The organism is Streptomyces sp. Ac-502 (assembly GCF_045222935.1).
GTDB lineage: Bacteria > Actinomycetota > Actinomycetes > Streptomycetales > Streptomycetaceae > Streptomyces > Streptomyces monomycini.
This window is the reverse complement of record NZ_JBHFFO010000001.1, coordinates 6,151,955-6,163,744: the sequence shown is the minus strand read 5'-3', so window position 1 is coordinate 6,163,744 and position 11,790 is coordinate 6,151,955. Positions and strand designations below refer to the sequence as shown.

Sequence of the window (11,790 nt, the reverse complement as noted above, 5' to 3'; positions counted from 1 at the left end):
GGAGATGGCCAAGGCCCGCGCTTCGGCGATCGCCACCGCCGAGGGCTACGGGCTGAGCGCCGAGCAGGCCGCGAAGCTCGCGGACGCGGCGGGCCTGGTGCCCGCGAACGTGTCCATCCTGCTGCAGACCGCTGGCATGGAGCCGGTGATGGCGCAGCTCATGGCCGTCCAGCAGACGCTGAAGGCCACCCCGGACCGGAAGACGATCACCGTCTCCAGCCTGGACAACGAGGCCCGGGAGAAGCTGACCAGCCTCGGCTTCCAGATCAAGGACCTCAAGGACCGCACGGTCCAGGTGACCGCGCCGACCGATGCCGCGCGCACCAGCCTGGACGCGCTGATCAGCAAGCTCGCCGCGACCCCCGGCGCGAAGCACGTTGCCATCTCCTCGTCGACGCAGGCAACGATCACGAGCCTGGACGCGGTCCGGCTGGCCGTCGAGGGGTTCCGGGCGGCAAGACGGTCACGGTCGCGGCCCCGACCGGAGAGGCACGTACACAGCTCGAAGCCCTCGGCTTCAAGGTCACCGACGTGCCGGGCAGCAAGACCGTCACGATCACGGTGCCCACCGGCCCGGCCACCTCCAGCGTGTCCGCGATCCAGCAGGCGATCAACAACCTCAGCGGGCGCACCATCACCAACTACGTCCAGACCCGCTACATCGGCCCGCAGGTCAACGGCGTGCCGCTGATGAAGCAGGCCAACGGCGGCATCGTCACCTACGCCGACGGCGGTACGCGCGAGAACCACGTCGCGCAGATCGCCAAGGGCGGCGAATGGCGCGTATGGGCGGAGGACGAAACTTTTGGTGAGGCATACATCCCTTTTGCGTCCTCCAAGCGGGCCCGGTCAAAGACGATCTTGGAGCAGGTGGCCAACCGCTTCGGCGGCACCGTCACCTACCACGCAGCCGGCGGGCTGTCGGACTGGTCGTACCAGCCGGTGGGCAGCACCGGCCTGACCGTCTCCGATGTCGTGTCGAAGTCGCAGCGCAAGGACAAGCACGGCGACGAGCACTTCGACCTCGGCCTGTTCGAGCGCAACCTGCACTCCTCCGTACGCACCGCCCAGGCATGGCGCAGTGACCTGGCGACGGTGGCGCGGCGCGCGGGGTCGGAGGTCGCCAAGGCCCTGGAGGAGATGGGCGAAGACGGCATCGCCCTGACACGGAAGATGGCCCGCGGCTCCGGCCGCTACATCAACGACATGGCGGCGCAGCTCCGTCAGCTCGCCGGGGCGGCGCGGTCGTCGCTGGCCGACTACACCGGCCAGCTCGCAGGCGCGGTCAAGGACGCCACCGCCTTCCAGAACAACCTGGCCCGCCTGGCGAACAGCGGCTACGGCGACCTGGCCACCCGCCTGGCACAGCAGGGCGACGCCAACGCCGAAGCCCTCGCCGCGCAGGCCGTCAAGGACAACACCAAGGCCCGGCAGGCCAACCAGACCGCCAAGGACGCGACGAAGGTGCTCGACAGTGACCAGCTCACCGACCTGGTGAAGATCATCAGCTCGCTGGCGAAGGGCCGCGGGCTGCACGCGGTCGCCGAGCTGGCAGGGCTGGAAGAGGACCGGCTCATCGAGGTCGCCAACCTCTCCACGAACCAGATCCGCGGCACCGGCAAGGCGGACCGCTTCCTCTCTGATCTGGTGAAGGCGAACGCCGGACGGGCCTATGCGGACGGCGGCATGTGGACGCCGGGCATCTACTCCTCGCCGTCGCCGAACGGCCTGATCAAGTTCGCGGAACGGTCCACCGGCGGCGAGTCCTACATCCCGCACGCAGCAGCCAAACGCGGCCGGGCCACGGCTGTGCTGGCCCGTACTGCGGACCGGTTCGGCTACGACTTGGCGCCGCGCCGCCTGGTCGATGCCGCCGCCGGCCGCACCCAGGTCGTGATTGTGCACCAGGCCCCGGCGATCGGCAGCCAGACCATCCACGTGCGCCAGACCTCAGCGTCGGCGAACGACATCGCCGACGTAGTCGCGTACCAGATGCGCCGGGCCAAGCGCGGAGGTGCCCTGCGATGAGCACCCCGGAGCTCAAGGACTGGCAGCTGGAGTTCGGCGGCGTCGTGCTCGGCCACGGCACGCGCGTGCCCGTCGCGGAGGTCGAAGGGCTCGGCCGACCCGCAGTGCGCGGTGAACCGGTCCCCCGGCCCGGCGCCGACGGGGCCTGGCCGTCCCCGGACTTCTACGAACCGCGCACCGTCCGCATCGACTGCGCGGTCAAGACGCCCGGCGCCCCGGCCGCAGCACGCCAACTCGTCGCCGACCTCCAGCGGGCGGCCGACGAGCCGCGGCTACGCCTCAGCGGTGGGACGGTGATGCCGCTGCGCCTCAAGTGGCCCGGCTCCCCGGTGCGCGTCCTGTTCGGACGGCTGACCAAGGTCGACCCGACGTGGGCGGACGCGGCACACGGCTGGATTCCGCTGGACGTGGAGTTCCTGGCTACCGACCCGCGCTACTACGCCGATATCGAACAGCAGGCCACGCTGCGGCTGGGCTGGCTGTCCGGTGGCGGCTTCACCGCCCCCGTGCAGGCTCCCATCAAGGTCACCAACGGCACGGCCACCGGGCAGCACCGGCCCGGCTGGGTAACCAACAACGGCGACCGCGATGCGCCCCCGGTGCTGACCGTGTACGGGCCGTGCGCCAACCCCGCCATCACCCATGTCGAGAGCGGGCGGACGCTCCGGTTGCCGGTGGTGCTCGCCGCCGGCCAGTGGGTGCGGGTGGACACCCGCCCCGGCCAAGCCATGGCTGTGCGCGACAACGGCGGCATCGTCGCGGTCCCTGACCGGCTGGACACCTTCACCCTGCCGCCCGGCCGCTCCGAAATCCGCTGGACCGCCGCCGACCCGACCGCCACCGCCCGCCTGACCGTCGCCTGGCGCGACGCCTTCACAGCACTCTGAACAAGGACACGTACCACCGATGACGCTCGCCCAGGCCCCGCTGCTCGTCGACGGCGCCACCCACTCCGCCCAGACGTTCCGCATGATGATCCGCGACCTGTCCAGAGGCGGAGAGGGCATCACCGAAGGCGCCGACCTGAAGGTCAGGCCGCTGCCCACGCCCGGCCCTGGCGTGGAGGTCGGCAACGGCTCCGGGGTCATCCGCGGACGTGCCAACGCCTGGCAGGGCTCCTACACCGCCTACAACATCGGGACCGCCACCGTCCCGGTCGCTCCGACCGGCGCCACTCCGCGCTCGGACCTGCTCGTGTTGCGGGTGACCGACCCCGAGTACGAGGGCGGCCTCGACCCGGCCAAGGACACGATCAACACCTTCGAGATGATCCCCAACGTGTCGCCCGCCGCCACAACGGTGCCGGACGGCGTCACCGGCATCGCTCTGGCCCGTCTCGACCTGCCCGCCAGCACGGCCACAGTCACCGCCGCCATGATCACCGATCTGCGCAGCGTCGCCAATCCACGCAGTGAAGCGCACATCTTCACCGCGTCCCCGACCAGCGACGACAACTACAAGGGCACCGGCTACAAGTGGGCCGTATGGCCGCGCATCGCCCGGTGGCAGGTGGCGGTGCCGCACTGGGCGGTGCGCGCCCGCATCAAGATGACCCTGGCCGGCATCCAGTTGATCGGTGGCACCCTCTACGGCGGCACGGCCTTCCAGCTCGGGCCGGTGGTCGGGCAGTCCGTGGTGATCGACTCGGCGTGGCCGGGCGGCGACTACTCCGAGCGGCTGCACCTGATCAGCGCCGACACCCTTGCGATACCGGAGTCGCTGCGCGGAACGACCCAGTGGCTGGAGCACCGGGTGGCCCGCGCCGATGGCGTCAACGGCTACCTGCAGGCCGACGTCGCCACGACCGCCATCGGCGAGGTCGCCTTCGAAGAAGGCCCCATGTGATGGGCTACCGCTACCTGACCCAGCACGCCCTGACCGGGCAGTGGCTCAGCCAGCACCTGCCTCTGACCGGGGTCGAGTTCGGCGAGGAACTGAACGGCCCTGGGCATCTGCGCGCCTCCCTGAAACCGCATCTGGCAGGGCTCGTTCCCCAGCTCGCCACCCCCGGCACGGTCATGCTCTACGTCGAGAGCGACGGGTATCTGCGCTGGGGCGGGCTCGTGTGGCAGGTCGTACCCGAGGGCGACGAGCTGAAGATCGAAGCCGCCGGGTGGACGTCGTACTTCCAGCGCCGCCACGACCTCGACGGCGAACTCGGCGGCCGAGGCCCGTACGTGCATGGCGACCCGTGCCGGATCATCCGCGACATCATCACCTACGCCCAGTCCGTCCCGGACGGGGATCTCGGTATCACCGTCGATCCCACCGAGTCGAAGGGGACCGTGGGGACGCCCGGGGAGCCGTGGCATTCGCGCTGGTGGGAAACCCCCGTCCTCGGCGACCAGATCGATGACCTGGTGAAAGCGGCCGACTCGCCGGACTACGCGTGCACCACCTGGTGGGGTGCCGATGGCCGGCCGGTACGGCGGGTCCGGCTCGGCTATCCCCGGCTCGGCACCCGGCGCCGCGACCTGATGTTTGCCAGCGGCCTGAACATCACCGACCGGCCGCCGGTCACCTACAGCGCCGACGAGTACGCCCAAGTCGTCATCGCCACCGGCAGCGGGGAAGGCCGCGCCCAGCAGCGCGCCATCGACGCCGTCCGCAACGGCCGCCTGCGCCTCGAACACGTCCTGGAACTGCCGGACGTGCGCGGCAAGGATGTCCTCGCTCAGCGCGCGAAGGCCGAACGCGTCTGGCGCCAGCAGATGGGCGAAGTCGAGCAGATCACCGTCCGCAACCACCCCGCCGCTCCCTTCGGCAGCTTCCAGGTCGGGGACGACGTGCAGGTCACCGTCCGCGACGAGTGGGGCGACTGGTCCGGGTGGTGCCGCATCACCGGCTGGACCTTGCACCCCGACACCGAAACCGGCGAGACGGCGACCCTCGACCTGCGCCGCGCCGACACCTTCCACTACGCCACCGCCGCCTGACCCACCCCATCCAAGGAGACCCTGCTGTGCCTGCCGACCTCGGCACCCGCATCACCCAGATAGAACGGATGCTGCGCTCCGTCATCCGCTCCCCGCGCCTGACCAACGCCTCGATCGAAGGTGGCGCCGTTCAGGTCTACGACGAACACGGCTCGCTGCGCGCGCTGGTCGGCCAGCAGCCCGACGGCACCAGCGGCGTCACCGTCGTCAACGGCCCCCCGCCTCCGCCCCCGGCGCCACCGACCGTTGCTCCGGCGCTGGCCGCGCTGACCGTCACGTGGGACGGCGCGTTCGCCAACCAGGCGGCGGCCCCGCTGGACTTCGCCCGCGTCGAGGTGCACGTCGGGCCGGACGCCGGCTTCGAGCCGTCGCAGGGCACGCTGCGCGACACCATCGAAACCGCCCAGGGCGGCAGCGTCACCGTGCCCCTCCCCTACACCACGTGGTGGGTCAAGCTGCGAGCGCGCACCCTGGCCGGAGTCGCCGGGCCCGCCACCACGGCCGTCGAGGGCACACCCCGGCAGGCAGCGGCCGCCGACATCCAGGCCGGGGCGGTCACCGCGGAAAGTCTGGCGGCCGACGCCATCACCGGCAAGCACATCGTCGGCGGTCGCATCGACGGCGCGATCGTCACCGGCAGCACCGTCCGTACCGGCGCCACCGGCAGCCGGATCGTCGTCACTCCCACCCCGCCCGCGCCGCTGGAACAGATCCCCTCGGTACTGCTGCACTCCGCCTCCGACCTGGAGAAAGCCCCCGGCGCGCTGCGGGCCAGCACCAAGTCGGACGGCACAAGCTACCCGACCGTGGAACTGACCGCCCCCGCCGTGCAGATCGACCGTTGGAACCTACCCGACACCTCTGCCCTGCACCTGCACTCACCCCAGCTCCACGAGCACGGCGGTGCTTTCGACCTGACCGCCTCGACCAGCCTGAACAGAGAAACGGGCAACGTCTCCGTCTACGGCACGAGCGGTAGAGGCCCAACCGACACCGCCTTGTTCCGCATCAGCGTGAGTGACGGCCCAGAAGCCCCCGGCAACGAACGCGGGCTCCCCGCCCGTACCTTCGCCGAGGCCAGCGGGGCCGCGTTCACGGTCCGCACCGCCTCCGTCGAAGGCGACACCACCGTCACCATGAGCCCAGGTGCACTCGCCGTCGACGGCTGGGTCACCCGCCCGGCTACCGACTGGAAGCTGCTCGTCCTCGCGCCCAGCGTCATCGCGGGTTCTCAGGAGCCACAAGTACGGATCACGGCAACGGGCACGCTCGAACTGTGCGGGTACGCCAACCTCACTGACACCGAGATCCGCAGCGGACGCCAGATCGCCACCCTTCCCGATGGTTACTGGCCTACCGGAGTCCGCCGTGTGCTGGTCCCCTTGTCCGCCGGCGGGACCGTCATCCGCTTGGACATCAACACGGATGGCTCACTAAGGCTGTACCCCATGGTCGGCAGCCGGGCTTCCTGGATCGGCTTCGACGGCGTCACCTGCCGCGCCAACTGAGCACCGATTTTCTGATTCTCTGCTCAGCTAGCGGCTGTTCACCGTAGTCTCGCCACCGTGTGACAGCACGCGCTGCCTCCGTTCACTCACGTACCCGGGCATCGGGTCCGGGACGAACCTTGGAGGTAGGTATGCGTCGCCGCTTAGGGAACCTGGTCAACCGGCTGGGTCGACGTGATCTGGCGCTAATCGTCATCGGAGCACTCGTCTCCGCTGTGGCGGCCAAGCTCGTCGACACCATGCTGTAGCTGGCGAACCTGGTGCGTCTAAGGCACCAGGTTCGCCAGCCGCACAGTGGGCCGACCCGCGTTCCAACTCGGGAGGGCGCTCCGGCGCCCTCCCGAGCTCGCGGATCACCGTGTGGATGTCAAGTCCGACTCCGCTCAATTAAACACCACTGTTAAGTTACCGGCGATGTGAGCCTCTCACATAGCTATTGCGTACGCACCAGCTAAATGGAAACCGGCACCTCTGCCCCGGCCCGTTCGGCGCACGGTTCCTCACCTCGTTGACCACCGTACGATCGTGATCAGGCGTGGGGTTGCCGGGAGTGATTGCGGTGTCTGTGCCGCCGGGTGCCGAGCCCACGCTGTGGGAGCTGCACCGTGCCGTCTCGCAGCTGCGTGAGGACCTGCGCGGTGACCTTGCCCAGCTCGCCGCCCGCCTCGATCACGTAGTCACTGAAGACGTGTACCGGGCGGATCAACGGGTGGTCGAGCAGCGCATCGGCCAAGTCGAAGCCGGCCTGACTGCCCTACGGAGCGAACACGAGCAGGTGGTCGAGCGCGGTGCGCAGCAGCGCCGGGAAGATCAGGCGCAGGCCGCTGCGACTCGTCGCTTGGTGATCAGTTCGTTCGTCTCTCCGCTGCTGGTGATGACGTTGCAGCTCTGGCTGGCGTCGCACGGGTCGGCGTCGTAGCCGATCGAGGGGTGAGTTTTCGGGCGCGGGGAGATAGTGAGCGCCGAGTTGGCGACACCGATGAGCCCTGACCGTCTGGTGACTGCCCTGCGGGCCGAGGGTGTGAAGGTGGTGGAGCGTCCGGGCTGGCGGACGCACAACCGCAACGGGAAGGGCCCGTGGGGCCCGGTGAACGGAGTGGTGATCCACCACACCGTCACGTCCGGTACCAGCAACACGGTCAGCATCTGCGAGAACGGATACGCAGGCCTGCCGGGGCCGCTGTGCCATGGGGTGATCGCGAAGGACGGCACGGTGTACTTGATCGGCAACGGCCGCGCCAACCACGCTGGCCGCGGGGACGGCGACGTGCTGCGCGCGGTGATCGCTGAACGGCCGCTGCCCGCGGCCGACCAGGCCGATACCGACGGCAACACCCACTTCTACGGATTCGAGTGCGAAAACCTCGGCGACGGCACTGATCCGTGGCCGGACGTTCAGCTGGAGGCGATCGAGCGGACGGCGACCGCGGTGTGCCGGGTGCACGGCTGGGGCGCCGCGTCGGTGATCGGCCACCGGGAGTGGCAGCCCGGCAAGGTCGACCCGAAGGGCTTCGGCATGGGCGGCCTGCGCTCGCGGATCTCGGCCCGCCTGAAAGGGCGGCCGACCGGTGGCGGCTCCAGCACCGGCGGGGCGACGGCTTCGACGTACACGGTGCGGCCGGGCGAGACCTTGTCGGGCATCGGCGGCAAGCTGAAGATCAACTGGAAGGCCATCGCGCAGGCGAACGGCATCCCTGCCCCGTACGTGATCAAGCCCGGCCAGCACCTGAAGCTCCCCGGCACCGGCGCGCCCTCCGGTGGCGGCGGCTCGTACAGCCCGCCGCCGTTCCCCGCCGGCCTCGCACCGAACCACAGCTCGCCGTCCGCACGCGGCCTTCAGCAGGTGCTGAAGGACGCCGGCTGGCTCGACCCCTCAGTGCCGCTCTCGGACAACTACGGGCCGCAGACACAGAAGGCCGTCACCGGCTTCAACCGCAAGCACAACCTGTTCACCACCGGTCACCCCACCGACCCGGCCATCGGCCGCCGCGGCTGGGACCTGCTCCACCGACTCGCCTACGGAAACTGAACCTTTGCTCACCTTCCTCCACACCCACAGCACCCGCCTGTACGCCATCGCCGCAGCAGCCCTCACCCTGGTCGCCTACTACGTTCCCGGCCTACCGACCGAACTGATCCTCACCCTGACCGCCGCCGTCCTCGGTACAGGAGAAGCAGTCCAGCGCATCGAAAACGCCAAGACCACCAAGGCACTCACGAGCGCCGCCCCACAGGCCACCGACGCCGAGTAAACCCAAGAGCAAGGCCCCCTTCGCCCTTGAGTTCTAGTGGTCGTCGCAACACCCCAGCTCAGGGGACGCGATGGACTTCGAGATCCGGAAGAACCGGGGGCCCGGGGGCGGGCGCCAACTGGCCCGCGAGCGGGCCGCATACTTCCTGCTCATGGAGCAGGGGTACAGCACTCGGGAAGCCGCCCGGGTAGTCGGCATCAACCTGCGCACTGGCAAGCGGTGGCGCAACGGGTGGCACTCGCCGCCAGGCGGCCGGAAGGCAGTTCCTCCGATCTACCCGGTGCCGGGACAGGCCCCGGCGACGGGATCGGAGGAACTGCCTCCCGCGCCGTCGCGGTATCTCCAGGAGCACGACCGCATCCACATCGCCGACCGTCTCCGCGAGGGGGCCTCGATCCGGCAGATAGCCGTCGAGCTGGGCCGCAGCCCGTCCACCGTCAGTCGCGAAATACGCCGCAACCGGCACACTCTGCACAACGGCGGCTGGTACTACCGACCGAGCATCGCCCACAACAAGGCCAAGGCCCGCCGGTCCCGTCCGAAACCCGGAAAGATCGGCCAGAATTCCGAGCTGCGGGACTTCATCCAGGATCACCTCACGATGCGCTGGAGCCCCGAGCAGATCTGCCAAGTCCTGCGGGCACGTTTTCCCGACCGGCCGGAGATGCACGTGACCCACGAGACCGTTTACCAGGCCCTCTACGTCCAGGGCCGCGGAGAACTCCGCCGGGAACTGACCCGAGCGCTTCGCACCGGCCGGGCCCGCCGGCGCCCACACCGCCAGGCCCACAAGCGTGCCTCCCGCGCCATCAAGGACATGGTCCTGATCAGCGAACGCCCCGCCGAAGCCGCTGACCGGGCCGTCCCCGGACACTGGGAGGGCGATCTCATCATCGGCAAGGACGGCCGTTCCGCCATCGGCACCCTCGTCGAGCGGTCCACCCGCTACCTGATGCTCGTGCACCTGCCGGTCGGCCACAGCGCCATCGCCACCCGCAACGCGCTCGCCACGACCGTCCAGACCCTTCCACGGCACCTCTGGCGATCCCTGACCTGGGACCAGGGCTCGGAGATGGCCGCCCACCGGGCGTTCACCGTTGCCACCGACATCCCGGTCTACTTCTGCGACCCGGCCAGCCCCTGGCAACGCGGCTCCAACGAGAACACCAACGGCCTGCTGCGGCAGTACTTCCCCAAGGGCACCGACCTGGCCGTTCACACCCCCGGGGACCTGGCGGGCGTCGCCGCCGAGCTGAACAGCCGGCCACGCAAAACGCTCGGCTGGCAAACCCCAGCCGAGCGTCTCGCTAAGCTCCTGGCGACAGCCAGTTGACCTCTGTGTTGCAACGACCCCTGGAATTCGCCGCCGTAGGGGGCCTTGCTCTCCTGGTGTCCGGTGAAGCCGTCCGGCCCAAACCGAACACGAAGCTGCCGCATCGCGATCGATAAGGCCGATACGCCGCGCCGGGCCAGCGTGCGCCCGTCGGAGGTTCAGTCTTCGATGTAGGAGATGCAAACTGTGGTCGCGTCGAGGACTACCTGGTTCTGTGTGAAGCAGTCGGCTTGAAGAGTTGCTACTTCGGCTCCACAGCCTGAACAGACGAGGTTCGGCCCGTCGGTCCCGGAAGGGCCCTGGCAGCATCCGAAAGATCGCATACCGTCGGGGTGCTGTTCAGCACCGATGGCGTCTTCGGGATGGACGATGAAGCCGCAGAGGTCGATATCGAATTCGCTCAGCCGAAAGTTCGGGGCGTAGGTACCCCGGGGCGTCCGCGCCGGACGGGTCCGTACACCTGGAGTCTGTGATGGGGGAATCAGCCGTGGAGTGCGGACCTTGGTGACCGGCTCGGTGAGAGGACGTCGGCAATGGTCACACACGAAACGTGGCATCTGAGGATTATGCGGGCTTGGACGGGCACTGACCAGCGGTTTTGTCGCGGAGCGATCAGCCGATGTCGGCGAGGATCAGGGCCTGGGCTTCCAGCCGAACTTGCTGCTGATGCGACCGGCGGCGATGTGTTGTAGGGCGGCCGCGTGGTAGGGCACGGTCCTGTCCGGGATGTCGCTGAAGGGGAACCAGGAGATGCCGCCGCATTTGTCGGGTTCGGCGTTGTACGGTTCGCCTTCCCAGGAGTGAGCCCGGTAGAAGATGCCGAAGCGGGGGTCTTCTCCGGGGGCGCGGTGGTCCATGACGTGAGCGAGTTCGAGGTGGTCCGGGTCGACACGTACGCCGATCTCTTCCCATCCTTCTCGGACGGTGCCGTGGTCGGTAGGTTCGTCTGCTTCGAGGTGGCCGGAGGGGACCTGCCATTGCCCGGAGGCGTATCCGCCTTGGCGCAGGCTGAGCAGGACCCGGTTGTCGCGGATCAGCAGGAGGTGGACGTCAATGATCCGGCGGTGGCGCTGGACGGTGAGAGGTGCGGTCACGGTGAGGACGTCTCTCGTGAGCCCGATGGCACAGGCAGCCTGCGACACGTTTCTACCGGGACCGTTTCGAGCTGCCCATTCGTCCTTGAGGATTCCGTACGTGATGGAGTCGCGCCACGCTTCCCGGACGAACACGTGCCCGCGGATGCGCCCTTCTTCGACCATGCCGGCGGCGAGCAGTGTCTTGGCGGATGCCTCGTTGCGCGGGGCCCGGGCCGCCCACACGCGGTGCAGGCCGAGATTGGTAAAGGCCAGGTCGAGGGCCAGCCGTACGGTCTCCCGGCCGTACCCGACACCCCAGGCATCGGGCCGCAGGGCGAAGCCCATGGTGGCAGCCTTCTGCTGGTGCGGGTCAGTGGCCAGACGGGTGATGCCGATGAGATCACCGTCGCCCCCTGCATGACGACAGCGAGAACGTACTCCTGCCGCCGGGTAACGGTGGCTGCGGCGATGCCCCGGGCGACGATGCCGCCGACCTCATCGCGCGTGCGCGGGGTGAAGCTGAGGTTTTCGGTGACCGCCGGGTCGCCGTAGATGGCGTGCACTGCATCCACGTCTTCGGTGGTCAGCTCGCGCAGTCTGAGGCGTGAGCTGCGGCGAGTCACCGGGTACATGCCGCGGATGCTACCTGCCGAGGGC

At 69.2% G+C, this 11,790-nt stretch carries 10 protein-coding genes and 1 pseudogene; 10 read left to right on the top strand and 1 reads right to left on the bottom strand.

Going from position 1 to position 11,790, the window contains the following annotated elements; translation table 11 throughout:
* The first annotated feature begins 531 nt into the window (after positions 1 to 531).
* From ACEXOX_RS28095 to ACEXOX_RS28050, 10 genes and pseudogenes are all read left to right on the top strand, one after another.
* Positions 532 to 2,028 (top strand): hypothetical protein, encoded by a 1,497-nt coding sequence (locus tag ACEXOX_RS28095; RefSeq protein ID WP_406523946.1) that lies wholly within the window; start codon positions 532 to 534, stop codon positions 2,026 to 2,028.
* On the top strand, positions 2,025 to 2,915 hold the full coding sequence (locus ACEXOX_RS28090) for a hypothetical protein (RefSeq protein ID WP_406523945.1): 891 nt from the start codon (positions 2,025 to 2,027) through the stop codon (positions 2,913 to 2,915). The genes ACEXOX_RS28095 and ACEXOX_RS28090 overlap by 4 nt, the downstream gene beginning before the upstream one ends.
* A 19-nt stretch (positions 2,916 to 2,934) precedes the next feature.
* Complete coding sequence (locus ACEXOX_RS28085; RefSeq protein ID WP_406523944.1) at positions 2,935 to 3,873, top strand: hypothetical protein; 939 nt, start codon at positions 2,935 to 2,937, stop codon at positions 3,871 to 3,873.
* Complete coding sequence (locus ACEXOX_RS28080) at positions 3,873 to 4,964, top strand: hypothetical protein (RefSeq protein ID WP_406523943.1); 1,092 nt, start codon at positions 3,873 to 3,875, stop codon at positions 4,962 to 4,964. The genes ACEXOX_RS28085 and ACEXOX_RS28080 overlap by 1 nt, the downstream gene beginning before the upstream one ends.
* Before the next feature lie 26 nt (positions 4,965 to 4,990).
* Complete coding sequence (locus tag ACEXOX_RS28075) at positions 4,991 to 6,472, top strand: hypothetical protein (RefSeq protein ID WP_406523942.1); 1,482 nt, start codon at positions 4,991 to 4,993, stop codon at positions 6,470 to 6,472.
* A 559-nt stretch (positions 6,473 to 7,031) separates the two neighbouring features.
* A complete protein-coding gene (locus tag ACEXOX_RS28070; RefSeq protein WP_150249664.1) occupies positions 7,032 to 7,391 on the top strand; it encodes a hypothetical protein in 360 nt (119 codons plus the stop codon).
* Positions 7,392 to 7,439: 48 nt separating this feature from the next.
* Positions 7,440 to 8,117 (top strand): annotated as a pseudogene (locus ACEXOX_RS28065) (N-acetylmuramoyl-L-alanine amidase); the annotation flags it as partial.
* A 60-nt stretch (positions 8,118 to 8,177) separates the two neighbouring features.
* Positions 8,178 to 8,501, top strand: coding sequence for a peptidoglycan-binding protein (locus ACEXOX_RS28060; protein ID WP_406526493.1), 324 nt, complete (start codon positions 8,178 to 8,180; stop codon positions 8,499 to 8,501).
* A 4-nt stretch (positions 8,502 to 8,505) separates the two neighbouring features.
* The gene (locus ACEXOX_RS28055; protein ID WP_406523941.1) at positions 8,506 to 8,724 is read left to right on the top strand and encodes a hypothetical protein; all 219 of its coding nucleotides are present in this window, start codon (positions 8,506 to 8,508) and stop codon (positions 8,722 to 8,724) included.
* Positions 8,725 to 8,794: 70 nt separating this feature from the next.
* On the top strand, positions 8,795 to 10,057 hold the full coding sequence (locus ACEXOX_RS28050; RefSeq protein ID WP_406522270.1) for an IS30 family transposase: 1,263 nt from the start codon (positions 8,795 to 8,797) through the stop codon (positions 10,055 to 10,057).
* A gap of 632 nt (positions 10,058 to 10,689) precedes the next feature.
* Here ACEXOX_RS28050 and ACEXOX_RS28045 read toward each other — a convergent pair.
* Positions 10,690 to 11,514 carry a GNAT family N-acetyltransferase gene (locus ACEXOX_RS28045; protein WP_406526492.1) on the bottom strand — a complete coding sequence of 275 codons (825 nt, stop codon included), beginning with the start codon at positions 11,512 to 11,514 and terminating at the stop codon, positions 10,690 to 10,692.
* Between the last annotated feature and the right edge of the window lie 276 nt (positions 11,515 to 11,790).